Here is a 24,554-nt window from a genome sequence, read left to right on the forward strand (position 1 = left end):
CCGGGCCGCATTGACACGCTCGAACCATGATCTTGGTTACCGGTGCCACGGGCACCATCGGCAGCGCGGTCGTCCGGCTCCTGACGGCGCGTGGCGTGCCGGCGCGAGCCATGAGCCGTCACGGCGACGTGCGGGCGGACTTCGACGACCCGGCGTCGTTGCGCCCGGCCGTGCGTGGCGTCGACGCCGTCTTCCTGCTCACCGCCCCGGGCGCGCGGGTGCCCGAACACGATCGGGCGATGATCACCGCGGCCGTCGCGGCCGGCGTGCGCAAGGTGGTGAAGCTGTCCGCGGTCGGGGGCAAGGGCTCGCCGTCGCAGTGGCACGCGCCCGGCGAGCAGGCGCTGGCCGGCAGCGGTCTGGCGTGGACGGTGCTGCGCCCGTCGGCGTTCGCGTCCAACGCGTTGGGGTGGGCCGGTGCGATCCAGGCCGGCGATCCGATCCCCAACATGACCGGCGCGGGTGCGCAGGGCGTCGTCGACCCGCGTGACGTGGCCGAGGTGGCGGTCGAGGGCCTGCTCCACGACGAGCACGACGGTGCGACCTACACGCTGACCGGTCCGGAGCTGGTCAGCGTTCCCGACCAGGTCGCCCAGCTCGCCGAGGTGCTCGGGCGCCCGCTGGAGACCGTTGACGTGCCGCCGGAGGCGTTGCTGAGCCGCGGGCTCGAGCCGTCGGTGGCGGAGATGGCGGTGCGTGGCCAGCACTTGGTCCGCGCGGGCGGCAACGCGCTGGTGACCGACGACGTCGCCCGCGTGCTCGGCCGACCGGCCCGGACCTTCCGCACCTGGGCCACCGACCACCGGACCGCCTTCGAACTGCCGAAATCGGGCTAGGGTGGGGCATGGCTGGTCGAGCGCTGGTACTCGGTGGCACGGGAATGCTCGCCGGCTGCGTCGCGGCCCTGGTCGGGGACGGCTGGCACGTGGTGCTGCCGAGCCGGCGGTACGCCCCGATCCCGGCCGAGCCCCTCGAACGCGGCGACTACCAGCCCGGCGCCTTCGCGCGCGGCGCACTGGCGGGCGGCCGCGGCCACAAGCCGACGGCCAACGCCGAGCGCAAGGCGTTGTGGGTGCAGGCCGACTGGTCCGAACCCGACCAGCTGGCCGCCCGCGCGCAGCACGCCCTCGGCGGCCCGGCCGACCTGCTGGTGGCCTGGGTGCACTCGGCGGATCGCGCCGCGGTCATGCACGCGGTCCGGCCGTTGCTGGCCGAGGGTGCCCCGGTCGTCGAGGTGCTGGGCAGCGGCGCCACCACCGGCGACGCCCCGGACCCGGTGCTCGCCGATCACCCGACCCAGCAAGTCGTCCTCGGTTACGTGAACCTCGGTGGCCGCACCCGCTGGCTCACCCACGACGAGATCGCCGAAGGCGTGCTGGCCGCCGTCCGCCGAGCGCTCGAAGGCCGGCCCCCGGCCGCGCACCAGGTGGGTGAGGTGCCCATGCCGTACGGCCACCGCCCCTGAAGCTCGCGCAGGATCACGGGGTGCCGCGCAGGCCGCGGATCAGCAGCATCACCGACTCGTGCACCTCGTCCTTCGTGCGCGCGGGCTGGAACACCTGCCAGTCCAGCGCCACGACCAGCACCGAACCGAACAGGGCCGCGGCGGCCGTGGGGACCTGGACGCCGTCCGGCAACCGGCCGGCGTCGGCCAGGCGTTGCAGTTCGGTCCTGATCACCGACGTGATCTCGTCGCGGACCAGCGAGAGCGTCGCGTGCCACTGGCCGGGGGTCCGCCACAGCTCGCTGACCAGCAACTGCGCGAACGTCGGGTAGTCGGCGAAGAACACCAGCAGCGCGTCCACGAGCTGCGACAGCGTCTGCCACGGGTCCTCGTCACCCGCGGAAGCCAGCCGCGACGCCAGCAGGTCCACGCCGTAGCGCAGCAGCGCGTCGACCAGGCCGTCCTTGCTGCCGAAGTTGTAGTAGACCGTGCCCTTCGCGACCCCGGCGCGCGCGGCGATGTCGTCGACGGTCAACCCGGTCATGCCGTGCTCACCGATGAGCGCGAGCGTCGCGACGAACAACTTCCGTTTCGTGGCCTCAGTCCTCGCACTCACAGCACGAGCTCCGGCTTGAGCTGCGACACCGTCCACACGCGACGGCGGTGGGCCGCGAACGTCGCCACCGCCAGGCCGCCGACCAGATAACCGAGCAGCACCAGCAGGTTCACCCACAACCCGGACAGCGTGCCGCCGTAGAGCAAGTGCCGCAGGCCGTCCACCACGTAACCCATCGGCAGCACGTGGTGCAGCGGGTACAGCGGATCCGGCAGCGTCTGCCACGGGAACGTCCCGCCCGCGCTGATCAACTGCAGGATCAGGATCACCAGCCCGAGGAACTTCCCGACCGCGCCGAACAACGCGTTCAGCGCGTGCACGATGGCGACGAACGCCAGCGAGGTCAGCAGCAGGAACCCGAGCGTCGCGACGGGGTGCGCCGGGTGGATGCCGACGAGCAACGTCACGGCCGCGTACAGCACCACCACCTGGGCGAGGCCCAGAACGGCCGCGGGCAGCCAGCCGGCGATCGCCGTGCGCCACGCGGGCTGGCGGGCCGCCAGCGCCCGGTTCGACAGCGGCCGCACCAGCAGGAACAGCACGAACGCGCCGATCCAGATGGCCAGGCTCAGGAAGAACGGTGCCAACCCGGCGCCGTAGCTGCCCGCGTTCGCCTGTCCCACGGTCTGGATCGCGACCGGATCGCCGATCGTCTTGGCGGTGGCGTCGCGGGTTTCCTTGTCCGGGTGCGGGATCTGGCCGAGCCCGGAGTTCAGCCCGTCGCGCAGCTTCGCCGCGCCGTCGGCGAGCTGGCTGGTGCCCGACGCGAGTTCGTTGGTGCCGGTCACCGCCTTTTCCTCGCCTTGGCGCAGCTGGGTCGCGCCGCTGTGCAACTGCTGCGTGCCGGACGCGAGCTGCCGCCCACCGTCGGCGGCCTGGCCGATGCCCGCGGTCAGCGCCGGGGTGGCCGACGCGAGCTGGTGCGCCCCATCGGAAACCTGGTGCGCGCCGTTGGCGAGCGTGCGCAGCTGCCCCGCCACGCCCTGCACCTTGCCGTTGGCGGTGTCGATCGGGCCGCGCAGCTTGCGCAGGTCCACGATCACCTGCTGCACCTGCGCCTCGGGCAAGCCGTCGGCACGCAGGCGCGCGGCGATGTCGGACTCGAGCTGGTCGAGGTCGTTCACGAACCCTTGCGCCGCACCGGCGACCAGCTCGCCCTTCTGCGCCACCAGCTCGTTGCCGTCGGCGACCTGCTTCGCCCCGTCGGCGAGCTTCTTCGTCTGCGCGGGCAGGTCCTTCGTCTTGTCCTGCAAGGTGTTCAGCCCGCCCGAGAGCGTGCTCGCGCCCTGCGCCGCCGTCCCGGTGCCGGACTCCAGTTGCTGCGCACCGCTGAGCAACTGTTGTTGTCCTGAAGCCAGTTCGTGCGCACCGTCGCGTGCCTTGCCCGCGCCGTCGGCCAGCTGCGTGGCGCCGTTCGCGGCCTCCTGGGTCTTGCTGTAGATCGTGCCGAAGCCGACGAGGAACTTGTTGGCCGCGTCCGTGCCGACCTCCGACGCCACGGAGTTGCGGATCTCGCCGACCACGCGGTCGGCGATGGTGCCGACGAGGTAGTTGTTGGCGTCGTTGGTGGTCACGGTGATCTGGCCCTGGCGCGGCTCGAACTCCCCGGAGGACAGCAACGAGGCGGAGAAGTCCTTGGGCAGGGTCAACGAGAACGTGTACTTGCCGTCGCGCACGCCGGCTTCCGCGTCGGCGGCGCTGACCTCGTGCCACTGGAAGGCGTCGGAGGTCTTCAGCTTGTCGGCGACCTTGCGGCCCGCGTCGAGCCGGGTGCCGTCGTCGGCGGTGGCACCGGCGTCCTGCATGACCAACGCGGCGGGGATCTGGTCGAGGCGCTTGTACGGGTCGGAGTTCGCGTAGAGGTACAGGCAGCCGTAGAGCAGCGGGACCAGGATGAGCGCGGCCACCGCGAGCCTGGGCAGCTTGCCCGCGGTGAGCCGGGACAGTTCGGTGCGGGCCAGCCGCAGGATCGTCATGAGAGGGCTCCGGGAACGGGTTGGCCGACGGTCAGCGGGGCCGGTTGGTCGGCACGGCCGAGCTGCGCGGCGGGTACGGGCAGCAGGCGGGCGGCGCTGGTCAGGCACAGCACCACCACGGCCATGCCGTGCTGGGCGTGCCGCAACGCGAGTGGCCACCACGACTGCGGATTGCTGGTGTGCCGGTCCGGGCGGTCGAAGACCAGCAGCCGCACGCCTTCGCGGGCGACGGCCAGCTCGGTGAGCACCGCCGTGCGCAGGTCGGGCGGCAGGTTCTCGACGCGGTCGCGGGCGTGGCGCTCGAGGTCGTGCTCGGCGAGCCAGGCGGCGACGGCCTTGCGACCCTGTCCGCGACCGGCCAGCGCCAGGCCCTCGGCGACCACCTCGGACAGGCGCAGCGCCTCGTCGGGCTCGGTGACCTCGGGGGAGTCCACGATCGCGGTCAGCGCGCGCAACCGGGCCGGCGCCTGCGTGTCGTCGAGGGTGACCACGCCCTCGTGCGGCTTGATCCGTCCGGCGAGGGCGAGCGCGAGCGCGGTGTGGCCCTCGGTGGGCTCACCGCTCACGACGGCGAGTTGCCCGTCGGCGACCCGCATCGAGGTCGGCGGCAGCAGCGGCCCGTGCGGACCCCGGACCGTGACCTGCTCGGCGCGTACCTGCATGTGCCCTCCTAGACCGGCTGATTTGAACTGACCAGTCAGTTCAAATAGTGCGCCAGTCGACCGTCATTCGCAACTCGGGCCGGCGGTGATCTGCGACTCAACGCAGCGCCGCGGCCGGGCGGATCTCCCAGATAGTCCACAGTGGACGATAGCCCTGCCGGGCCCAGAACACCGACGAGAGGGGGTTCGGCGGGTTGAAGTAGAGGAACATCCGCTCGGCACCCTTGATCCGCAGTTCGTGGTGCGCCGCCGCCATCAGCGTCCGGCCGACGCCCGCGTCCCGCGCGCCCGGCGCGACGGACAGGCAGTTCACGTAACCCCACCGGCCGTGCGGCAGCCGGGTCTCGGCCCACGAGCCGGGCACGGACTCGTTCAGCCAGCACTCCGCGAGCCCCACGGCCTCCCCGCCGCGCTCGGCGACCAGCACCAGGTCGCCCTGCCCGAGGTGGGTGCCGATCGTCTCCCGCTTGATCCGCTCCGCGTTCGGCCGCACCACAGTCCCGCCGACCTGCGCCGAGTAGGCGGTCTCGGCCAGGGCCAGCCGGACCAGGTCGTCCAGGTCGTCCTCGGTGGCCGGGCGCACGTCGACGTCGACGGCCTCGACGCGCTCGATCGGCATCGCGCCACGCACCGCGAGCACGCACAACGGCGTGAACCCGTGGTCGAGCAGCACCCGGGTGGCTTCGACGTCGCGGCTGGGCCACGTGACCGTCGCCGACGAGTCCTCCTGCGTCGTGCGGATCAACGGCCGCCACTTCTCGATCAACGCGTGCAGCGCCGGCCCGGACGCGACGCCGTCGGGCAGCACCGGGTGCAACTCCCACACCCGCAGCGCCGACCACAGCGCCTGCGCGGTCGCCGGGTCGGTGCGGGTGTCGGTGACCACGGACCGCACGCGGGTGCCGTCGGCCAGGCGAGCGGTCAGCAGGCGTCCGGGCGGTGGGTCCTGCGCGGCGGGCAGCAGCGGGTCGAGCGCGGTGAACCTGCGGGTCAACGCGGCCAGTGGATCCTCGGCGGTCATCCCGGCAGCAGGCACCGGAAGATGGCGGTGCCTGGGAACAACGCCCCGCGCAACGGGCTCCACTGGCCCCACTCCTGGGTGTGGTGCTCCGGCCACTCCGGCTCGACGAGGTCGGCGAGGGTGAAGCCCGCGGCGGTGATCGCCCGCACGTAGTCACCCATGGTGTGGTGGAACTCCGCGTAGGTCGGCGCGCCGTCCTCGTCGACCTCCACGTACGGCGTGCGGTCGAAGTAGGACTGGATGACGCGCAGGCCGTTCTCGGTCGGGTCGTCCGGGAAGATCCACCGCATCGGGTGGGTCACGGCGAACACCCACGACCCGCCGGGCCGCAGCACCCGCGCCACCTCGCGCAGCAGCCGGTCGAGGTCGGCCACGAAGGGGACCGCGCCGAACGCCGAGCACACGATGTCGAAGCTGCCGGTTGCGAACGGGATCCGCTCGGCGTTGGCCCGCACGAGCGGGACCGACGTGCCCGTGGCCTCGTTGGCGGCCGCCCCGTAGCGCAGCATCCCGGCCGACAGGTCGAAGCCGACGGCGCGGGCGCCGTGGTCGGCCAGCCACCGCGCGCAGGGCGCCGAGCCGCACCCGACCTCGAGGATGTCCTTGCCCGCGACGTCGCCGAGCAGGTGGACGTCTTCTTCTCGTAACGATTCGGGACACCAGACGAAGTCCGACACGCCGAGGAACTCGCCGTGTTCCTGGTGGTAGGCGCCCGCGTCGGCATCCCACCAGGCGCTGTTGGCCGCGACCGTCTCCGCCGAGGTCAGCGCCTTGCGGGCGACACCGGACGTGCCCAGCGTGCGTTCGGCCTCGGCGTGGGGGTTCTCAGTGGTCTGCACGCGTGCGATCCTCCTACCCGGGTTTGCTCGGCGCTCGCGCGGCTGCGTAGGATACCGACGCGCAGAGGTATCGATGAATCTTGCGCTGCCTGCGGTTTTCGAGCTGGGAATCTGATCGGGTCGCGCGGCGTTGACGATGTTGTGCATCGCAGCGCTTACGGTTCGCCGCGCCACTGCCTTCAACTGCACACCCGACAACCCCAATCCGTACCGGAGCCACCTACCTAATGTCCACCGACACCACCACTGTCCCGGCTGCCACCGCGCCGAAGCAGCAAGTCGCCATCAACGACATCGGGACGGAGGAGGACTTCCTCGCCGCTATCGACGCGACGATCAAGTACTTCAACGACGGCGATATCGTCGAAGGCACCATCGTCAAGGTCGACCGGGACGAGGTCCTGCTCGACATCGGCTACAAGACCGAGGGTGTCATCCCCTCGCGCGAGTTGTCGATCAAGCACGACGTCGACCCCAACGAGGTCGTCAAGGTCGGCGACGAGGTCGAAGCCCTCGTTCTCCAGAAGGAGGACAAGGAGGGCCGGCTGATCCTGTCCAAGAAGCGCGCTCAGTACGAGCGGGCGTGGGGCACGATCGAAGCGCTCAAGGAGTCCGACGAGCCGGTCAAGGGCACGGTCATCGAGGTTGTCAAGGGTGGTCTGATCCTCGACATCGGGCTGCGCGGCTTCCTGCCCGCGTCCCTGGTCGAGATGCGCCGCGTGCGTGACCTGCAGCCCTACGTGGGCCGCGAGCTCGAGGCCAAGATCATCGAGCTGGACAAGAACCGCAACAACGTGGTCCTGTCCCGCCGTGCGTGGCTGGAGCAGACCCAGTCCGAGGTCCGCAGCGAGTTCCTCAACCAGCTGCAGAAGGGCCAGGTCCGCAAGGGCGTCGTGTCCTCGATCGTCAACTTCGGTGCGTTCGTGGACCTCGGCGGCGTCGACGGTCTGGTGCACGTCTCGGAGCTGTCCTGGAAGCACATCGACCACCCGTCCGAGGTCGTCGAGGTCGGCCAGGAGGTCACGGTCGAGGTCCTGGACGTCGACATGGAGCGCGAGCGCGTGTCGCTGTCGCTCAAGGCGACCCAGGAAGACCCGTGGCGCCAGTTCGCCCGCACCCACGCGATCGGCCAGATCGTGCCGGGCAAGGTCACCAAGCTGGTTCCGTTCGGTGCGTTCGTCCGCGTGGACGAGGGCATCGAGGGCCTGGTCCACATCTCCGAGCTGGCCGAGCGCCACGTGGAGATCCCGGAGCAGGTCGTGCAGGTCGGCAACGACGTCATGGTCAAGGTCATCGACATCGACCTCGAGCGTCGCCGCATCTCGCTGTCGCTCAAGCAGGCCAACGAGGGCTTCACGACCGACACCGAGTTCGACCCGACCCAGTACGGCATGGCGGCCGAGTACGACGCCGAGGGCAACTACATCTACCCCGAAGGCTTCGACCCGGACACCCAGGAGTGGCAGGAAGGCTTCGACACGCAGCGCGAGGAGTGGGAGCGCCAGTACGCCGAGGCGCACTCCCGCTACGAGCAGCACATGAAGCAGGTCGAGAAGGCGGCGGAGGCCGACGCGGCCGCCGCGGCCGAGGGCGAGACCGGTGGTGGGGAGCGCGAGTACACCTCCACCCCGGCGGCCCAGCCCGCGCAGAGCGGCGGCACGCTCGCCAGCGACGAGCAGCTCGCGGCCCTGCGGGAGAAGCTGTCCGGCGGCGTCTGATCGTCGGGTAAGCATCGATTCGGAGAACCCCACACCGTTCGCGGTGTGGGGTTCTCCGTGTCATGGGCCGGACACGCTAGGTTTGATTCCATGGTGGACTCCCGCGTGCGCTTTGTTGTCGTGGCAACGGTTCTGGCCGCTGCCGGAGTCCTCGTCTCGGCGTGCTCGTTCGCTTCGCCGCCCCTGGAGACGCCCCCGATCCCGACCTTCACCACCTCGACGACGCCGCCCCCGGTCACCAGGGGCAAGCGGCCGGTGCCCAAGGCCTGCGCGTCGGTGGTGTCCCGCCAAGAGGTCGAGATCCAGGTCGGCAAGCAACTCAACGGCGACTCGCAGGAGATCGTCGGCGTGCCGGAGCCGAGCATCGGCCGCACCGCACGCTTGGACTGCTACTACGGCATTCCGGCCGGCAAGTCCCGCGGCTCGGCGGCGGTGATGATCGGCATCGCGACGTACAAGGACCCGCAGTCCGCCCAGGAGCGGCTGTCGAGTTCGGTGCAGGCCGAGCAGGGCCACGGCGCGAAGGCGACCGACGTGAAGGTCGGCCCGGACGCCGGCGTGCTGCTGTCGGGCGGTGACGGCGGCACGTTCACCCTCGTGGTCACCCACGGCCCGACGTCCGTGGTGATCAACGCCGTGCACAACCTGGTGCCCGCGAGCAAGATGCAGGCGGTGCTGATCAAGATCGCCGACCGCGCACTGGCCCCGCACTGAGCGGTCTCGGATAGCCTCGCCCCATGCTGCGGGTGGGACTCACGGGCGGGATCGGCGCGGGCAAGTCGACGGTGGCGGGCCGGCTCGCCGAACACGGCGCCGTGGTGATCGACGCCGACAAGATCGCCAGGGAGGTCGTCGAGCCCGGCACCGACGGCCTCGCGGAGCTGGTCGCCGCCTTCGGTCAGGAGATCCTCGGCCCGGACGGCGCCCTCGATCGAGGCAAGCTCGCGGCGGTGGCGTTCGCCGACGACGACGCGCGGAACCAGCTCAACGCGATCGTCCACCCCAGGATCGGCAAGCGGACCGCCGAGCTCGTGGCGCAGGCGCCGCCCGAGGCCGTCGTCGTGCACGACGTGCCGCTGCTCGTGGAGAACGGCCTCGCGCCGATGTACCACCTGGTCGTGATCGTCGACGCGCCCGAGGACGTCCGGGTCACCCGGCTGACCGGGTCGCGCGGGATGTCCGAAGTGGACGCGCGGAACCGGATCGCGGCCCAGGCCGACGAGAGCCGCAGGCGCGCGGTCGCCGACGTGTGGCTGGACAACTCGAGCACCCCGGACTTGGTGCTCGCCGAGGTCGACGCGCTCTGGGCCGACCGCTTGGTGCCCTACGAGGCCAACGTCCGCCTGCACCGCTACCCGTACCGCGGCAGCCCCAAGATCGTCGACTACGACCCCGATTGGCCGCAGCAGGCCCGGCGCATCAAGGCCCGGCTCAAGCTGGCGGCGGGCGCCGCGGCCCTGTCGGTGGACCACATCGGGTCCACGTCCGTGCCCGGGCTCGCGGCCAAGGACGTGCTGGACTTCCAGATCGCGGTGAAGTCCCTCGACGACGCCGATGCGATGGCCGACGCGCTGGGCAAGGCCGGTTTCCCGGTGCTGCCCGACTTCACGCAGGACTCGCCGCGCCCGGTCGACCCCGACCCCGCGCACTGGCGCAAGCGGACCCACTGCGGCGCCGACCCGGGCCGCTGGGTGAACGTGCACCTGCGCGAGCAGGGGAGTGCCGGCTGGCGATATGCGCTGCTCTTCCCGGCGTGGCTGCGTGCCGACGACGCGGCTCGCGCCGAGTACGAACAGGTCAAGCGCGGGCTGGCCGAGGAGTACCAGGGCCGCAGCATCCCCGAGTACGGCGACGCCAAGAACGAGTGGTTCGACAGCGCGTACTTCCGCGCCGAGCAGTGGGCCACCGAAACCGGCTGGACCCCCTGATCAACCCGACAAAGCAGCCTGATCACCCCGACAACGGCCGCAGCAGCTCGGCCGGGTCGAAGGCGACCTCGAACGGTTCGGTGACGGTTGCCACCTCGCCCGCGCCGAGGGTGCGGGCGAGCACGTAGGCGCCGTTGTCGTCCAGTTCGTGGATCAACACCGCGGGAAGTTCGGCGGAACGCCCTTGGTAGTGGCTGGTCTCCACCCGCCAGAAGTGCGGGATGCCCGCCTCCGCGAAGATCACCGGCTTCTCGCTGCGATCGCGGACGCGCGAGCCCGGTGACACGATCTCCACTACGAGGACCACATCGGCTGGGTCCAGCACCGGCGCGTGCAGGCTGGCGGCCGATGCTCGGACCACCACGAGATCGGGGATGAGCAGTTGCTGGCCCAGTTGCACGCCAACGGCCTCGAGCGCCCGGAGCCCTGGCCCGCAGGCGGCCCTGAGCAGCACGAACAGTTCTCCGGAAGCAGCCTGGTGATAGGGGCTAGGCGGCGGGTTCACGATCAAGGCCCCGTCGACCAGTTCGTAGCTCTTGTCGTCGTGCGGCAAGGCGAGGACATCCGCCACGGTCCACGGCCCGTGGTGGTCGCTGACTACGCGTGGCGCGGCCATCGGCTCCCTCCCGCTCATATCCCCAGCATGACATGCTGAGCATGCTCGCAGCAGGGTCTGACAGTTCCGGCCCCGGTCTGGCCAGCGGCAATGGGTTCACACGATGGTGTGGATCACCGGCCACCAGGAGTGAGCAGGCCACGGTCGTACCCCGTCGCCACCGCCGACGCGCGGTCCTTCACGCCCAGCTTGGCGTAGATGTGCAGCAGGTGCGTCTTCACCGTCGCCTCGCTGATGAACAGCGCCGCCGCCGCGTCCTTGTTGGTGTGGCCGCGCGCGATCAACGCCAGCACCTCGAGTTCGCGCTGGCTCAACGGTTCCGCGGCCGGCGCGGGCGCACGCACCTGCCCGATCAGCTTGGTCGCCACCGAAGGCGCCAGCACCGACTCGCCGCGGTGCGCGGAGTGCACGGCCCGCAACAGCTCCTCGCGACGCGCGTCCTTGAGCAGGTAACCGGTCGCGCCGGCCTCGATCGCGGGCAGGACGTCGCTGTCGGTGTCGTACGTGGTCAGCACCAGCACCTTGGCCCGCGCGCCCCGCTCGACCAGCCGCGCGATCGCGCTCACCCCGTCCATGCCGGGCATCCGCAGGTCCATCAGCACCACGTCCGGGTCGGCCCGCGCGATCACGGCCAAGGCCTCGGCGCCGTCCCCGGCCTCGCCGACGACCTCGAAGTCCGGGTCGCCAGCGAAGATGCCGCGCAGGCCGTCGCGCACGACCGGGTGGTCGTCGACGATCACCAACCGCACGGGGGTCACGCGGTGCTCACCGGCTCGCCCACGTCGACCGCGGGCAGGCTCGCGCTGATGGCCGTGCCGGACCCCGGCGTGGACTCGACGACGAGCTCACCGGCCAGCCGGTCCACCCGCTGGCGCATGGCCTCGAGCCCGAAGCTGTCCGACCCCACCGCGTCCACGGCGAACCCGACGCCGTCGTCACGCACGTCCAACGTGATCAGATCCTCCATGTAGGACAGTGTGAGCCCGACCCGCGACGCCCGGGCGTGCTTGGCGACGTTGGCCAGCGCCTCCTGCGCGGTGCGCAGCAACGTCACCTCCACCTCCGGGTGCATGGGCCGCGCGGTGCCGGTGGTGGTGAGCTCGACCGGCACCGCGTTGAGGTGCGACCAGCGTTGCACGACCGACGCCATCGCCTCGGGCAACCGGGCCTGCGCCAACGGTTCCGGTCGCACGGCACGCACGGAACGCCGCGCCTCGGTGAGGCTGTCGCGGGCCAGTTCGACGGCGTTGTCCTGGTGGCGCTTGCGTTGCTCCGGGTCGGCGGCCTGCGCGGCCGCCTCCAGTTGCGTGATGATCCCGGCCAGCCCCTGCGCGATGGTGTCGTGGATTTCCCGTGCCATGCGCTGCCGCTCGTCGAGCATGCCCGCCTCCCTGGCCTGGGTGAGCAGTTGCTCGTGCAGCCCCGCGTTCTCGGCGAGCGCCGCCGCGAGCCGCAGGTTGGTCTTCTCCAGCTCGGCGATGATCTTCTTGCGGGTGAGGTTCTGCTCGTGGTTGGTCTTGCCGAAGTAGCTGAACCCGCTGGCCAGCGCCACGTTGATGAGGATGATCAACGCGTAGACCGGCCAAGCGAGGCCCGTGACCGACGGCGGACCGCCGACCTGCGCGATGGCCATCAGCACCGCGTTGGCCCCGGTGCCGGCGAACACCCACAGGCCGGGCAGGCAGTCGAACGCGTGCAGGTAGCCGCTGAAGGCGAACGCACCGAACCACGGCGCGCGCAGGATGAGCACGGCGTTGAACACCAGCAGGCCGGCGAAGTACAAGGTGGACAGTGCGCCCGGGCGCGACGAGTCGGGCCACACCGTGTAGCCGGCGAGCACCCAGCCCGCGGCGGCGAGCGACCACAGCCCGGTCAGCCAGGTCGCGCCGGTGAACCCGTACACGCCGAAGGTGATGCTGACCGAGACGGTGAGCAGCGCGTACGGCAGCACCGCGAACGAGCGCTGCTGGACCTTGTCCCACCGCGGGCCGAGGTCCACCGCGTTCCTCGTGACCATGTATTTCCTGTCGTCCCTACTCCCAGCGGAATGCCCTCGTCGCCACCGCGGCGAGCACCACGAGCCACCCGGCCAAGGCCAGCAGGGTCAGCGCCTGCGGCCCGCCGCCGACCCACGAGTCCTGCACGGACTGCCGGAACGCGCCGAGCGGGGTGACGTCACCGATCTTGCTCAGCACGTGCGGCATGGCCTCCTTGGGAAGGTACAGGCCCGCGAAGAACATCGAGGGGAAGAAGAACACCATCGACAACCCGGTCGCCGCGCGGGCCGACGAGGCCACGGCCGCCACGACCAGCCCGAGGGCGTAGAGGGCGCCGAGGCCGAGCACCATCGAGAGCGCGAACCCGGCGATGTGCTGCGGGGCGCCCATGTCCAGCGCGAGGCCGCCGACCAGGAAGACGAGCACGATGCTGGCGAGCGCGGTGAGCAGCTGGGTGATGACTTGGGCGGTGAGCAATGCCTTGGGCGACACCGGGGTCGTGCGCATCCGGCGCAGGATGCCCTTCTCGCGGTAGGTGCCGAGGACGCCGGGCAGCATGAAGAACGCGGCCATCGCGAGCGTGATCGTGACGGCCATCGACGGGATCGTGGTGTCGATGGCCCGCTGCCCGCCGAGGTCGGCGCTCGGTTGGCGGCTGGCCGGGATCATGCCGAAGACCACCAGCAACGCGGTCGGCAGCACGATCGTGATCAGCGGCCCGACGAACTCGCGTGCGTTCAGCTTGAGCTCGACGGCGGTCAGTTTTGCCAGTGCGGACACGGTTTTCGGCTCCTTCAGTTGTCGAACGCGCGGCCGGTGAGCGCGACGAACGCGTCGTCCAGGCTCGCTTGCTCGACGCGCAGGTCGGCGGCGACGATCTGGTGGCGGGCGAGGACGGCGGCGACCGCGTGCAGCAGGTTGCCGCTGCCGGTGACGGTGACCTGGCTGTTGTGGCGGCGGACCTCGCGCACCTCGGGCAGGTCGGTGAGCAGGTGGTCGTCGAACGGCGCCGACGGCCGGAACCGCAGCGTGGTGTCCGCGCTGACGCGGTCGACAAGACCCCCAGGCGTGTCGACGGCGACGACGCGACCGGAGTCGATCACCGCGATGCGGTCGCAGAGCCGCTCGGCCTCGGCCATGAAGTGCGTGACCAGCACGACCGTGACTCCGCGGTCGCGGATGGCTTCCACGAGGTCCCAGGTGTCGCGCCGGGCCTGCGGGTCGAGCCCGGTGGTCAGCTCGTCGAGCACCGCGATCTCGGGGTTGCCGATCAACGCGAGGGCGATCGACAGCCGTTGCTTCTGGCCGCCGGAGAGCTTCTTGTAGGGCTTGTGCTGGTGTCCGGTCATGCCCAGCTCGGCGAGCAGGGCGTCCGGGTCGGCGGGGTTGCGGTAGAAGGAGGCGTAGAGCTCGAGGGCCTCGCGCACCTCGAGCTTCTCGGGCAGCGCGCTCTCCTGCAGCTGCGCGCCGACGAGCTGGCGCAGCTGGTCCTCACGGGGTTCGAACCCGAGCACGCGCACCGTGCCGCCGTCGGGCGAGCGCAACCCCTCGATGCACTCGACCGTGGTGGTCTTGCCCGCGCCGTTCGGCCCCAGGATCCCGAAGATCTCGCCCCGCTCGACGCTGAACGACACGTCGTCGACGGCGACCGTTTCGCCGTACCGCTTGTGGAGGTTGCGCACCTCGATGACTGCCATGCCCCAAGGTTCGCGGTTCGGGACGGGTCTTCGAATCGACTGCGTGGCCATGACGCGAGGCAGCGGCGGTGGACCCGCGATCAACCGATCGGTGGATCAACCGGGTATGTCCCCCAAACCGGGGACGGGCGCTGACTAGTAGGGCGGCCAGACCTCGAAGATCCGCTTGTACGCCAACCACGACCCCAGGTCGTGGCGCAGGCGGCTCAACTCCTCCAGCGTCTGGTGCACCGTGCGCAACGCGAGATCGGCGTCCGCCGCCCGCAGCACCCGCCCGGCGACCGCGGCCGCGAAGTCCTCCGAGCGGACGATCCGCGCCGACGTCCCACCGGGAGCGGCGAGCCCGAGCAGCAGGTCGACCGTCCGCCACAACCGGCCGTCGCGGATGACCCGGACGGCGGTGAGCTCGCTCGGTGCGGGGCGGGCGTGGCGCGAGCGGGGCTTCTGGTGGGTCAGCCGCAGGTTCAGCTCCGGCATCAGCCACGTGACCTCGGACTCTGCGAACGGGTCCTCCGGCGTGGGGCACTCCATGCGCAGGCCCCAGCGCTCGATGGCGCAGTTCCGCAGCGCCCTCGTCGTGCCCGAGGAGTAGCTGCGCACCGCTGCGACCGGGTCGACGACATCGATCAGCTGAGGAGTTATCACGGTGCCCACGCGGCCCGAGCGTAGCCGCCCACGTGCTGTCCGTGATCAAGAGGGCCGATTCGTTACATCACGGCTCGCGCACGACCAGCTACCGATACGGTCACTGTGGCCGATCGCAGCCGAACGGGTCTTGACTCCACTCGATCGGGTATCCAGTGGCGGCGAGCCATGCGTCTGGGTGGTAGCCGTGCCGCGCGATGCCGTCTACAGCGGCATTCGTGCGCTCCAAAGCGCGAATGGCGGCACCCTGGTCGAGGTGCCCGGCGAGCACGCCCGCGACCAGTTCGTCACCGTCCAGCACGCGCTGGTCGTGCCCGGTGCGCACCAGGATGTCGAGGTACAGGTCCTTCGTGCGCCACACGTCGCCGGGCTGGATGTCGACGACGTCGATGTAGTAGTCGTGGTCCAGCGGCTCGTGCCCGGTCCACCGCGAGACCCGCAGCCCCAGCTCGGGCAGCAGCCACGACCGGAAGTACGCGAGCTGCGGGTGCCCCGGCACCGGCCGCGCCATGTAGAGCCCGAAGTCGGTCAGGCGGTAGGCGTCGACCGCCCGCACGATGCCCTTGGGGTCGGTGTTGGTGAGCGCCTGCACGTCGAACAGCTCGACCTTGGGCGGGTGCACGTCCACGTGCGGCGCGCGGGCCGACGGCATGGACCGGTACGACAGGATCGGGTTCCCAGCCATGCCGCCATCGTGCCCAGACATACCGACATCCTGCTGAACTGATCGAGCGATTCCCGCGTCCGAACGGGTGAATCCCAGGTAGCCTGCGCCGGGCTTCGAAGATCGAGGGGAGACGGGGTTGTTCGGGATCATCAGGCCGTGCCGGCACCGGATGTCGCCGACCTTGCAACAGTCGTGGATGGCGCACCTGTGCGGCATGTGCCTGGCGTTGCGCGACGACCACGGCCAGTTGGCCAGGACCGTCACCAACTACGACGGACTGCTGATCTCGGCGCTCGTCGAGGGCCAGTCGGTGCACGGCGACTCGCGGCGCACCGCGGGCCCGTGCCCGTTGCGCGGCATGCGCCTGGCCACCGTCGCCTACGGCCAGGCGCCGCAACTCGCCGCCGCCGTGTCCCTGGTGCTCGCCTCGGCCAAGGTCAGCGACCACGTGGAGGACGGTGACGGCCCCTTCGCCCGCCGCCCGGTCGCCGGGGTCGCCCGCAAGGTCGCCACGCGCTGGGCCCGCCAGGGTTCGCTGACCGGGGAGCGGCTCGGCTTCGACACCGCCGTGCTGCTCGACGCCGTGCACCGCCAGGGCGAGGTCGAACTCGCCGTGCGTGCGGGCAACTCCGTGCTGGTGGCCACCGAGCCGACTGAGACCGCGACGGCCGAGGCGTTCGCCCACACCGCGATCCTCGCCGGGCGCCCCGGCAACGCCGAGCCGCTGCGGGAGGCGGGCCGGCTCTTCGGCCGGGTCGCGCACCTGCTCGACGCGGTCGAGGACCTCGCCGAGGACGAGCTGCGCGGTGCCTGGAACCCGTTGCGCGCCACCGGAACCACCGTCGAGGAAGCGCGGCGGCTCTGCCAGGACGCGGTCACCGGCATCAAGCTGGCGCTGAAAGAGGTGGAGTTCACCGACCGGGCGCTGGTCCACCGGCTGCTCGTGCACGAACTGGACCACGCCGTGCAGCACGCGTTCGCCATCCCGCACGGTCCGCGGGCGCTCGTCGACGACCGGCAGCCGCCGCCACCTGGGTGGCAGCGCCCCGGCCCGCCTCCGCCGCCCGGTTGGCAGCCCGGACCCGGTCAGCCGCCACCGGGCTGGCAGCCCGGGCCTGGCCAGCCACCGCCGGGCTGGCAGCCGGGACCGCCCCCGCCCGGCCAGGATCCCGGCAAGAAGAAGGGCAAGCGGGACAAGCCCCGCCAGTGGGGTCCGCAGCGCGGCACCTTCGCCGGCTGCGGGATGGCCGTCGTCCTCTGCTGCACCTGCCAGTACTGCTGCGCCGACCCGTACCAGGACCCGTGGACCGGCGAGCCCAAGCAAGGCTGGTGCCAGAACTGTGACTGCGGCTGCGGTGACGGCTGCGACTGCTGTGACTGCGATTGCTGCTGCGATTGCGACTGCTGCGACTGCGGTTGTGACTGCTGACCTGGGCATACGCGTTTTGTCGGTGGTCGCGCGTATCTTCGGTGTGTGGCTTTTCCGACCGAACACCCCGTGCTTGCCCAGTCCGAGTTCCGGCCCGTGGGCGACATCCCGCGCGTCGACGGGCAGTTCAAGGTGGTCAGCGACTACCAGCCCGCGGGTGACCAGCCGGCGGCCATCCAGGAGCTGACCAAGCGGCTCAAGGCCGGCGAGCGCGACGTCGTGCTGCTCGGCGCGACCGGCACCGGCAAGTCGGCCACCACCGCGTGGCTGGTCGAACAGGTGCAGCGCCCGACGCTGGTGCTCGCCCCGAACAAGACGCTGGCCGCACAGCTGGCCAACGAGCTGCGCGGGTTCTTCCCGCACAACGCGGTCGAGTACTTCGTCAGCTACTACGACTACTACCAGCCCGAGGCGTACATCCCGCAGACCGACACCTACATCGAGAAGGACTCGTCGATCAACGAGGACGTCGAGCGGCTGCGCCACTCGGCCACGATGAGCCTGCTCACCCGCCGCGACGTGATCGTGGTGGCCTCGGTGTCCTGCATCTACGGCCTCGGTACACCGCAGTCCTACCTCGACCGGTCGATCCCGCTGAAGGTGGGCGAGGAGGTCGACCGCGACGTGCTGCTGCGCGCGCTGGTCGACGTCCAGTACACCCGCAACGACCTGTCGTTCGCACGCGGCACGTTCCGCGTGCGCGGCGACACGGTCGAGATCATCCCGGCGTACGAGGAGCTGGCCGTGCGCGTCGAGTTCTTCGGCGACGAGGTCGACAAGCTCTACTACCTGCACCCGCTGACCGGCGAGATCATCAGCGAGAAGCAAGAGTTGCGCATCTTCCCGGCCACGCACTACGTCGCGGGGCCGGAGCGGATGGAGCGGGCGATCCGCGGCATCGAGGCGGAGCTGGAGCAGCGGCTGGCCGAGCTGGAGAAGCAGGGCAAGCTGCTCGAGGCGCAGCGCCTGCGCATGCGGACGAGCTACGACGTCGAGATGATGCGCCAGGTCGGCTTCTGCTCGGGCATCGAGAACTACTCGCGCCACATCGACGACCGTCCCGCGGGTTCCGCGCCCGCGACGCTGATCGACTACTTCCCGGATGACTTCCTGATGGTCATCGACGAGTCGCACGTGACCGTGCCGCAGATCGGCGGCATGTACGAGGGCGACATGTCCCGCAAGCGCAACCTGGTGGAGCACGGCTTCCGGCTGCCGAGCGCGATGGACAACCGCCCGCTCACGTGGGAGGAGTTCGTCGACCGCATCGGCCAGACCCTGTACCTGTCCGCGACGCCGGGCCCGTACGAGCTCGGCCAGTCGCAGGGCGAGTTCGTCGAGCAGGTGATCCGACCGACCGGCCTGGTCGACCCCCAGGTGGTCGTCAAGCCGACCGAGGGCCAGATCGACGACCTGGTGCACGAGATCCGGGTGCGGGCCGAGAAGGACGAGCGCGTCCTGGTTACAACGCTCACCAAGAAGATGGCCGAAGACCTGACCGACTACCTGCTGGAGCTGGGGATCCGGGTGCGTTACCTGCACTCCGAAGTGGACACCCTGCGGCGCGTGGAGTTGTTGCGCCAGCTGCGGTTGGGCGACTACGACGTGCTGGTCGGCATCAACCTGCTGCGCGAGGGCCTGGACCTGCCCGAGGTGTCGCTGGTGGCGATCCTCGACGCGGACAAGGAAGGCTTCCTGCGCAGCGGGACGTCGTTGATCCAGACCATCGGCCGCGCGGCGCGCAACGTGTCCGGTGAGGTCCACATGTACGCCGACCGCATCACCGACTCGATGCAGCACGCCATCGACGAGACGAATCGCCGTCGTGCCAAGCAGATCGCGTACAACGAGGAGCGCGGCCTCGACCCGCAGCCGCTGCGCAAGAAGATCGCCGACATCCTCGACCGCGTCTACAGCGAGGCCGAGGAGTCGGAGAAGGAAGCCGTCCCGGTCGGCGGTTCGGGCCGCAACACCTCGCGCGGCAAGCGCGCGGCGGGAGAGCCCGGCGGTCGCAGTGCCGGCGTCTACGTCCGCGAGGACGTGAAGTCGATGCCGCGCGCGGACTTGGCGGACCTGATCCAGCAGCTGACCGACCAAATGATGAACGCCGCCCGCGACTTGCAATTCGAACTGGCGGCGCGAATCCGGGATGAGATTCAGGATTTGAAGAAGGAATTGCGGGGGATGGATGCTGCGGGGGTGTCGTAGTTTCTCAACCTCGGGCTTGATTGTTTAACACGCTGCGGTCAGCGTCAAGGGCGCCTTCGGCGTCGGCTTCGCCGATTGCTTCGCAACCCTTGACCCTGACCGCAGCGTGCTAAAGGGCGCCCGGACGAGGTTGAGGGGCGGTGTGGTGTTCGTCCTTTCTTTGGGTTGCGTTGCCGGGCTGGGGTTGCGTTGTTTGTGTCGTTGGTTCCGTTTGCGTTGGGCCATTTGGTCGCATGTTGTGGTATGATTGGGTTATGGATCTGGGGGATCTTCAGTCGCTGGTCGCCGAACGGCGACGGCTTGACTTGGCGATCCTGGATGCCATTTCCGTGGTGGACTGGCGTGAATCCGGATACTTGCATTTGTGGCAGTTCCTGATGGACGCGTTGCGGGTGGGTCGACGCGAAGCGAAGCAGTTGGAGACTCAGGTTTCGCTGTTGTGCCCGAAGGTGGGGATCACGGGTCAGGTGATCCCGGCGCAGCTTCCTGTCGCCCGTGCGGTGATGGCTGAGGGCGCGATCGCTACTGAGCACGTCACCCGGATCGCGAAGACGGTCGCCGCGGTGCCCGCCGAGCACGCCGACCAGGTCGAGGCGGATCTGGCCGAGTTGGCGCGGGAGTTCAACCCCGCTCAGCTCGCCCGCCTGGGCAAGCGCATGGTCGACGCCCTCGACCCGGATGGCGCCAAACCTGCCGACCCCACCGTGGTCGAAGCCCAGAACATCCTGGACTTGCAGGAGTGTGAGGACGGCTCGCTGGAGGGCCGGTTCACGTTGGGCGCGGAGACGGCTGCTGTCTTGCGGCCTCTGCTGTCGTCGTTGACTGCGCCGCAGCCGGGCGATGACCGTACCTTGGTCGAGCGTCAGGGTGATGCGTTGGCCGAGGTGATCCGCTTCGCCGCCGACTCCGGTCAGGCCCCGATGGAGGGTGGCGAACGCCCGCACATCGCGGTCACGGTCTCCCTGGAGACCTTGCAGACCGCGATCGGCAAGGCCACCCTCGACGACGCCCGGTGGATGACTCCGGAGCAGGCCCGCCGCTTTGCTTGCGACGCCGAAATCATCCCGGTCGTGCTCGGCACGAACTCGCAGCCGATCGATATCGGCGAATCGAAACGCCTGGCCGACAAGCGATTGCGTAGAGCGCTAGCGATCCGGGATCAAGGTTGCGCGGTCCCGGGGTGTGAGCGAACACCGAACCAATGTCACGCCCATCATATTCAACATTGGGCTGACGGAGGGTTGACCAGGTTGGACAACATGGTGTTGGTGTGTCAGTTCCACCATCGCCTGATCCATCATGCCGGGTGGACGGTACATATGGGCAACGGCTTGCCGGTCTTCACCAAGCCACCCTGGGCGCAAACCGCCGCTTGACCCTCGCGCAGCGGCTGGCCACCAGCGAGACCAAGCAAACGTGGTGTGCTGGGTTCGGTTTTACACGGGGCACGGCGGCCGTACGCTGGTCGGCAAGCAAGGGCAGGCCTGCCTGCCCCTTGTTTCGCGCTTGCTGGCCGCCGTGGGGGTCCCCGTGTCAAACCGAACCCACCCGGCCGCTGAACAAGCTGTATCAGCAGGCCCGCCGACTGCATCCGTCTGGCATGACCGCTCAACAAGTACTCGAGGACCACGGCATCGTGCGTCCTGGCGAGGTCGTCGAACTGGCCGCGCTGGCCGGGCTGGAGTTGGCCGCCGCCGTCACGTTGCTTGAGCTGGAATCAGGGGGCGGACACAACGTCTGGGGCCACGACGGCGTCGACACCGGCGGCATCTACGTCAAGGGCGCCGAGGTCACCAAGGACGTCTACCTCAAGTACAAAGCCCGCCGCCACGAGCTGGGGCTGCAGGGCGTCGGCCCCACCCAGCTCACCTCGGCCGGGTTCCAGGACAAGGCCGACGACGCGGGCGGGTGCTGGGACTGGCGGGTCAACTGCTCGGTCGGGTTCGGCATCCTCGCCGCGCACGTCTCCGGGCACGGTCTGCACGACGGGTTCCGCCGCTACAACGGCTCGGGCGACGCGGCCGAGCGCTACGCCGACAAGGCCGACGCCGGTGTCAAGCGGTGGCGCGGGCTGCTCGCCGGCACCTCTTCCACTCCGTCCACTATGGAGGATGACACCATGGTCAGCGCACCGCCCGGCACCAACGACCACATCGACATCATCGTCCGCGGCCGCACCAAGCTCTACCTTGCCTGCTCCTACAACCAGACCGTCGACGTCCACCACATCGACTTCTGGGGCGACACCCCACAGCTGGGCGGCGAGGGCCAAGGCGTCGGCGGGGCGCGGAAGGCCTTCCGGCTGGACGCCAACCGGCCCGGCCCCATCGCGATCCCGCCGAACGCCTCGATGGCCACCATCCGCTACACCGCGCAGCACTCGTTCGGCATCGGCGTCGTCTGAGCTCAGCCCGGGATGTCGAACCCGCCCTCGCGCAGCCAAGCCGCGCTCTGCCCGTTCGGATCCATCGGCAGCGCCGCCGTCATCACCACGCGGGTGTTCTCCGGCGTGATCACCGTCAACTCCCGCGAGTTCCACGGCATCTCCCGCGGCCCGCTGGTGCAGCCGGGCACCAGCTCCTCGCACCGCTTCGCGATCTCGTCGAGCTGGCTCAGCACGCACGCGAAGCTGACGCCGGCACTCGTCCCCGAAGGCTCGGCGCCGGGGAACAACAACACGTCCTGAAAGGCCCAGCGCCGCAGGTGCGTCATCTGCCCGGGGATGCTGAAGAGGTCGATGAACCCCAGCCCCCGCAACCAGAACTCCCGAGACGCGTCGAAGTCGTGGGTCTGGACGTTCAGGAACATCGGCATCCCGTAGATGCCCCGGTAGGGCTCGGGCGCCTGCGCATCCAGCGCGGGCATGGGCACCGGGCTCACGAATTCGTTCATGGTCCCGATCATCAACCCTCCAGCCGCTGGAGGGTCAAACGCGCACCAGCGTTCAATCCACCCGGGTGACGCCCGGATGACACTGGGCGCATGCGGTTCGACACGAAGATCGCCGTCGCGGTGCGCCGCGACCTGGCGGTGTGGCAGAAGCTGAACGTCACGGCATTCCTGGCCAGCGGCATCGCGGCCGGCGTACCCGAGCTGATCGGCAAGCCCTACGAGGACGCCGACGGCAACACCTACCTGGCGTTGCTCGGCCAGCCCGTCCTCGTCTTCACCGGCGACGACCTGCACGCCGCCTTCACGCGGGCGACCGGCCGCGGGCTGCCGGTCGCCGTCTACACCGACGACATGTTCGGCACCGGCAACGACGAGGACAACCGCGCTGTGGTGCGCGCCGTCGCCGCGGGTGAATTGCGCCTGGCCGGCTTCGCCGTGCACGGGCCCCGCAATGCCGTCGACAAGATCTGCAAAGGCTTGGCACTGCACGAATAGGTCTTTCGGCACGTATCTGCGCCCCTGATCGTCCGCTCCTCCGAGCACCACCCCATGCTCGTGAAGGAGCCAGGAGATGACGAGCCCGAGGCCACACCAGATCGGCCGGTTCGGCTGGGTCCCCGACCTGCCGGACGCCCGCGACCACCTCTACGCCGCGCCGCGGATCGCGGTCGCCGAGCTGCCGGACAAGGTCGATCTGCGTGACGGCATGTCGAAGGCCTACGACCAGGGCCGGATCGGCAGCTGCACGGCCAACGCGATCGGCGCCGCGTTCCAGTTCGCGCTGAACAAGCAGAAGCTGCCCGACTTCATGCCTTCGCGCCTGTTCATCTACTACAACGAGCGCGCCATGGAAGGCAGCGTGCCCTACGACTCCGGCGCCATGATCCGCGACGGCGTCAAGAGCCTGCGCAAGCTCGGCGTGTGCACCGAGGACGAGTGGCCCTACGACGACACCCCGCCCGAGTTCGACGGCGGCACCTGGCCCGAGGGTGCCAAGGCGGGCACGATGCCCGGCAAGGACTGCTACAAGTCCGCGCTGGGCAACCGCGCGACGTCCTACCAGCGCGTGACGCCCGTGCTCAGCGAAATGCAGGGCTGCCTCGCCGATGGCTACCCGTTCGTCTTCGGGTTCTCGGTCTACTCGAGCTTCATGAGCGAGGAGGTCGCCCACTCCGGCGTGGTGCCGATGCCGAAGTCCGACGAGCAGCTGCTCGGCGGGCACGCCGTGCTCGCGGTCGGCTACGACGCCAAGACGCAGCGGTTCCTGGTGCGCAACTCGTGGGGCATCCGCTGGGGCCAGGACGGTTACTTCACCATGCCGTTCTCATACCTGACCACGCGCGGGCTCGCCTCCGACTTCTGGACCATCCGCGTCGTCACCTGAGCGGGTAGCGTCCCGACCCGTGACGCTCGATGACCTGATCGCGTATTGCCTCGCCAAACCCGGAGCCGAGGAGACCTACCCGTGGGGCGACGGGGAACTGGTCGCCAAGGTGGGCGGCAAGGCATTCGCGTTCATCGGCATCGAGGCCGCGTCGGTCGGGTTGAAGTGCGGCGCTTCGGCGGACGAAGCCGACGAGTGGCGCAGGCGCTACCCGGACGCGATCACCACGAGTGCCTACATCGGACGGTACGGGTGGAACCGGGTCGAACTGGCCGGTGTGCCCGCCGACGACGTTCGTGAGCTGGTCGACCGGTCCTACCAGGACATCGTGGCCCGGTTGCCCAAGTCCAAGCGCCCCTAGGCCAGGGCTCGGGCGATCGCGGCCTTGTCCTGGTACTCGCGCCAGCCGACCACCAGGCCGTCGCGCACGCGCAGGACGCCGACGAACGGCGCCGTGGCGGTGCGGCCGGTGGCCAGCACGGTTCCCGTCAGTTCGTACTCGACCACCAGGACCTCGGGATCGGTCGTCTCGTGCAGCGCGGTGACCCGCTGGTTGTCCAGGGTGAACGGCAGGTTCGCGCGCTCGGCCGTGGCGAACTCCAGCCAGGCCGCCTTGCCCTCGATGCGGCGCGGCCGGTCTTGCGGCGCGAACGGCTCTTCGATGACCACGTCGTCGGCCAGCAGTTCGGGGTGCAGGCCGCCGGTCAGGTTCATCGACTCGAAGACCTCGCGTGCGGTGGTCATGTCCGCCTCCTAAGATGAGTGGCAACTCAGTATCGGACGATAATGAGTCGCGACTCATGTTTCAAGGGGTG

Annotated in this window: 26 protein-coding genes; 12 read left to right on the forward strand and 14 right to left on the reverse strand. The window is 70.0% G+C overall.

Features of this window, described 5'->3' with window-relative positions; translation table 11 throughout:
• The first annotated feature begins 26 nt into the window (after nucleotides 1-26).
• Nucleotides 27-836: an NAD(P)H-binding protein gene (locus EV186_RS33365; protein WP_133853494.1), complete on the forward strand. Its 810-nt coding sequence runs from the start codon at nucleotides 27-29 to the stop codon at nucleotides 834-836.
• A gap of 8 nt (nucleotides 837-844) precedes the next feature.
• Nucleotides 845-1,465 carry a Rossmann-fold NAD(P)-binding domain-containing protein gene (locus EV186_RS33370; RefSeq protein ID WP_243754430.1) on the forward strand — a complete coding sequence of 207 codons (621 nt, stop codon included), beginning with the start codon at nucleotides 845-847 and terminating at the stop codon, nucleotides 1,463-1,465.
• Between the two features lie 13 nt (nucleotides 1,466-1,478).
• On the opposite strand, the gene EV186_RS33375 is transcribed toward EV186_RS33370, so the two are convergent.
• From EV186_RS33375 to EV186_RS33395, 5 genes are all read right to left on the reverse strand, one after another.
• A complete protein-coding gene (locus EV186_RS33375) occupies nucleotides 1,479-2,060 on the reverse strand; it encodes a TetR/AcrR family transcriptional regulator (protein WP_133853495.1) in 582 nt (193 codons plus the stop codon).
• Nucleotides 2,057-4,036 carry a YhgE/Pip domain-containing protein gene (locus EV186_RS33380; RefSeq protein ID WP_133853496.1) on the reverse strand — a complete coding sequence of 660 codons (1,980 nt, stop codon included), beginning with the start codon at nucleotides 4,034-4,036 and terminating at the stop codon, nucleotides 2,057-2,059. Before EV186_RS33380 ends, EV186_RS33375 begins: the two co-directional genes overlap by 4 nt.
• Nucleotides 4,033-4,698 (reverse strand): ABC transporter ATP-binding protein, encoded by a 666-nt coding sequence (locus tag EV186_RS33385; protein WP_133853497.1) that lies wholly within the window; start codon nucleotides 4,696-4,698, stop codon nucleotides 4,033-4,035. Before EV186_RS33385 ends, EV186_RS33380 begins: the two co-directional genes overlap by 4 nt.
• A 97-nt stretch (nucleotides 4,699-4,795) precedes the next feature.
• Complete coding sequence (locus tag EV186_RS33390; RefSeq protein ID WP_133853498.1) at nucleotides 4,796-5,719, reverse strand: GNAT family N-acetyltransferase; 924 nt, start codon at nucleotides 5,717-5,719, stop codon at nucleotides 4,796-4,798.
• Entirely contained in the window at nucleotides 5,716-6,558 is an 843-nt protein-coding gene (locus EV186_RS33395) for a class I SAM-dependent methyltransferase (protein ID WP_424983871.1), read from the reverse strand. The genes EV186_RS33390 and EV186_RS33395 overlap by 4 nt, the downstream gene beginning before the upstream one ends.
• Nucleotides 6,559-6,785: 227 nt before the next feature.
• Between EV186_RS33395 and rpsA the strand changes: the two genes are divergently transcribed.
• From rpsA to coaE, 3 genes are all read left to right on the forward strand, one after another.
• Complete coding sequence (gene rpsA / locus EV186_RS33400; protein ID WP_133853499.1) at nucleotides 6,786-8,276, forward strand: 30S ribosomal protein S1; 1,491 nt, start codon at nucleotides 6,786-6,788, stop codon at nucleotides 8,274-8,276.
• Between the two features lie 120 nt (nucleotides 8,277-8,396).
• Nucleotides 8,397-8,990 (forward strand): hypothetical protein, encoded by a 594-nt coding sequence (locus tag EV186_RS33405; RefSeq protein WP_133853500.1) that lies wholly within the window; start codon nucleotides 8,397-8,399, stop codon nucleotides 8,988-8,990.
• A gap of 23 nt (nucleotides 8,991-9,013) precedes the next feature.
• Nucleotides 9,014-10,204, forward strand: coding sequence for a dephospho-CoA kinase (gene coaE / locus EV186_RS33410; RefSeq protein ID WP_133853501.1), 1,191 nt, complete (start codon nucleotides 9,014-9,016; stop codon nucleotides 10,202-10,204).
• A 22-nt stretch (nucleotides 10,205-10,226) separates the two neighbouring features.
• Here the strand turns inward: coaE and EV186_RS33415 are convergent, their stop codons facing one another.
• The 7 genes from EV186_RS33415 to EV186_RS33445 form a co-directional block, all read right to left on the reverse strand.
• Nucleotides 10,227-10,838, reverse strand: coding sequence for a Uma2 family endonuclease (locus tag EV186_RS33415; protein WP_166659452.1), 612 nt, complete (start codon nucleotides 10,836-10,838; stop codon nucleotides 10,227-10,229).
• Between the two features lie 95 nt (nucleotides 10,839-10,933).
• Entirely contained in the window at nucleotides 10,934-11,578 is a 645-nt protein-coding gene (locus EV186_RS33420; RefSeq protein WP_133853502.1) for a response regulator, read from the reverse strand.
• Nucleotides 11,575-12,837, reverse strand: a complete 1,263-nt coding sequence (locus EV186_RS33425; protein ID WP_133853503.1) for a sensor histidine kinase — start codon at nucleotides 12,835-12,837, stop codon at nucleotides 11,575-11,577. The genes EV186_RS33420 and EV186_RS33425 overlap by 4 nt, the downstream gene beginning before the upstream one ends.
• 16 nt (nucleotides 12,838-12,853) lie before the next feature.
• Nucleotides 12,854-13,597 (reverse strand): ABC transporter permease, encoded by a 744-nt coding sequence (locus tag EV186_RS33430; RefSeq protein WP_166659453.1) that lies wholly within the window; start codon nucleotides 13,595-13,597, stop codon nucleotides 12,854-12,856.
• A gap of 14 nt (nucleotides 13,598-13,611) precedes the next feature.
• Entirely contained in the window at nucleotides 13,612-14,514 is a 903-nt protein-coding gene (locus tag EV186_RS33435; protein ID WP_133853505.1) for an ABC transporter ATP-binding protein, read from the reverse strand.
• Nucleotides 14,515-14,649: 135 nt separating this feature from the next.
• Nucleotides 14,650-15,168, reverse strand: a complete 519-nt coding sequence (locus EV186_RS33440; RefSeq protein ID WP_133853506.1) for a ribonuclease FAU-1 family protein — start codon at nucleotides 15,166-15,168, stop codon at nucleotides 14,650-14,652.
• 91 nt (nucleotides 15,169-15,259) lie between these two features.
• Complete coding sequence (locus EV186_RS33445; RefSeq protein WP_133853777.1) at nucleotides 15,260-15,811, reverse strand: ribonuclease FAU-1 family protein; 552 nt, start codon at nucleotides 15,809-15,811, stop codon at nucleotides 15,260-15,262.
• 151 nt (nucleotides 15,812-15,962) lie between these two features.
• On the opposite strand from EV186_RS33445, the gene EV186_RS33450 reads away from it, so the two are divergent.
• From EV186_RS33450 to EV186_RS33465, 4 genes are all read left to right on the forward strand, one after another.
• Nucleotides 15,963-17,255 (forward strand): DUF5685 family protein, encoded by a 1,293-nt coding sequence (locus tag EV186_RS33450; protein WP_133853507.1) that lies wholly within the window; start codon nucleotides 15,963-15,965, stop codon nucleotides 17,253-17,255.
• 45 nt (nucleotides 17,256-17,300) lie between these two features.
• Nucleotides 17,301-19,463: an excinuclease ABC subunit UvrB gene (gene uvrB, locus EV186_RS33455; protein WP_133853508.1), complete on the forward strand. Its 2,163-nt coding sequence runs from the start codon at nucleotides 17,301-17,303 to the stop codon at nucleotides 19,461-19,463.
• A gap of 140 nt (nucleotides 19,464-19,603) precedes the next feature.
• Nucleotides 19,604-20,839 (forward strand): HNH endonuclease signature motif containing protein, encoded by a 1,236-nt coding sequence (locus tag EV186_RS33460; RefSeq protein WP_133853509.1) that lies wholly within the window; start codon nucleotides 19,604-19,606, stop codon nucleotides 20,837-20,839.
• A gap of 224 nt (nucleotides 20,840-21,063) precedes the next feature.
• A complete protein-coding gene (locus EV186_RS33465) occupies nucleotides 21,064-21,867 on the forward strand; it encodes a hypothetical protein (RefSeq protein ID WP_133853510.1) in 804 nt (267 codons plus the stop codon).
• Nucleotides 21,868-21,869: 2 nt separating this feature from the next.
• On the opposite strand, the gene EV186_RS33470 is transcribed toward EV186_RS33465, so the two are convergent.
• A complete protein-coding gene (locus tag EV186_RS33470; RefSeq protein ID WP_208115911.1) occupies nucleotides 21,870-22,355 on the reverse strand; it encodes a VOC family protein in 486 nt (161 codons plus the stop codon).
• Nucleotides 22,356-22,445: 90 nt separating this feature from the next.
• Here EV186_RS33470 and EV186_RS33475 point away from each other — a divergent pair, with 90 nt between their 5' ends.
• From EV186_RS33475 to EV186_RS33485, 3 genes are all read left to right on the forward strand, one after another.
• Nucleotides 22,446-22,850: a DUF2000 domain-containing protein gene (locus tag EV186_RS33475; protein WP_133853511.1), complete on the forward strand. Its 405-nt coding sequence runs from the start codon at nucleotides 22,446-22,448 to the stop codon at nucleotides 22,848-22,850.
• Nucleotides 22,851-22,926: 76 nt separating this feature from the next.
• Entirely contained in the window at nucleotides 22,927-23,739 is an 813-nt protein-coding gene (locus EV186_RS33480; RefSeq protein ID WP_133853512.1) for a C1 family peptidase, read from the forward strand.
• A gap of 19 nt (nucleotides 23,740-23,758) precedes the next feature.
• Nucleotides 23,759-24,100: an MmcQ/YjbR family DNA-binding protein gene (locus EV186_RS33485; protein WP_133853513.1), complete on the forward strand. Its 342-nt coding sequence runs from the start codon at nucleotides 23,759-23,761 to the stop codon at nucleotides 24,098-24,100.
• Here EV186_RS33485 and EV186_RS33490 read toward each other — a convergent pair.
• Nucleotides 24,097-24,483 (reverse strand): nuclear transport factor 2 family protein, encoded by a 387-nt coding sequence (locus EV186_RS33490; protein WP_133853514.1) that lies wholly within the window; start codon nucleotides 24,481-24,483, stop codon nucleotides 24,097-24,099. The two genes, EV186_RS33485 and EV186_RS33490, sit on opposite strands and share 4 nt — an antisense overlap.
• Nucleotides 24,484-24,554: the final 71 nt, after the last annotated feature.

It is taken from the genome of Labedaea rhizosphaerae (assembly GCF_004362825.1).
GTDB classification, from domain to species: domain Bacteria; phylum Actinomycetota; class Actinomycetes; order Mycobacteriales; family Pseudonocardiaceae; genus Labedaea; species Labedaea rhizosphaerae.

Coding starts and splice junctions, on each gene's coding strand:
- EV186_RS33435 (WP_133853505.1), bottom strand. CDS start 14,514: ATGGCAGTCATCGAGGTGCGCAACCTCCACAAGCGGTACGGCGAAACG.
- EV186_RS33470 (WP_208115911.1), bottom strand. CDS start 22,355: ATGAACGAATTCGTGAGCCCGGTGCCCATGCCCGCGCTGGATGCGCAG.
- EV186_RS33365 (WP_133853494.1), top strand. CDS start 27: ATGATCTTGGTTACCGGTGCCACGGGCACCATCGGCAGCGCGGTCGTC.
- EV186_RS33490 (WP_133853514.1), bottom strand. CDS start 24,483: ATGACCACCGCACGCGAGGTCTTCGAGTCGATGAACCTGACCGGCGGC.
- EV186_RS33445 (WP_133853777.1), bottom strand. CDS start 15,811: ATGCCGTCGGCCCGCGCGCCGCACGTGGACGTGCACCCGCCCAAGGTC.
- EV186_RS33425 (WP_133853503.1), bottom strand. CDS start 12,837: ATGGTCACGAGGAACGCGGTGGACCTCGGCCCGCGGTGGGACAAGGTC.
- EV186_RS33370 (WP_243754430.1), top strand. CDS start 845: ATGGCTGGTCGAGCGCTGGTACTCGGTGGCACGGGAATGCTCGCCGGC.
- EV186_RS33465 (WP_133853510.1), top strand. CDS start 21,064: ATGACCGCTCAACAAGTACTCGAGGACCACGGCATCGTGCGTCCTGGC.
- EV186_RS33415 (WP_166659452.1), bottom strand. CDS start 10,838: ATGAGCGGGAGGGAGCCGATGGCCGCGCCACGCGTAGTCAGCGACCAC.
- coaE (WP_133853501.1), top strand. CDS start 9,014: ATGCTGCGGGTGGGACTCACGGGCGGGATCGGCGCGGGCAAGTCGACG.
- rpsA (WP_133853499.1), top strand. CDS start 6,786: ATGTCCACCGACACCACCACTGTCCCGGCTGCCACCGCGCCGAAGCAG.
- EV186_RS33380 (WP_133853496.1), bottom strand. CDS start 4,036: ATGACGATCCTGCGGCTGGCCCGCACCGAACTGTCCCGGCTCACCGCG.
- EV186_RS33480 (WP_133853512.1), top strand. CDS start 22,927: ATGACGAGCCCGAGGCCACACCAGATCGGCCGGTTCGGCTGGGTCCCC.
- EV186_RS33390 (WP_133853498.1), bottom strand. CDS start 5,719: ATGACCGCCGAGGATCCACTGGCCGCGTTGACCCGCAGGTTCACCGCG.
- EV186_RS33475 (WP_133853511.1), top strand. CDS start 22,446: ATGCGGTTCGACACGAAGATCGCCGTCGCGGTGCGCCGCGACCTGGCG.
- EV186_RS33385 (WP_133853497.1), bottom strand. CDS start 4,698: ATGCAGGTACGCGCCGAGCAGGTCACGGTCCGGGGTCCGCACGGGCCG.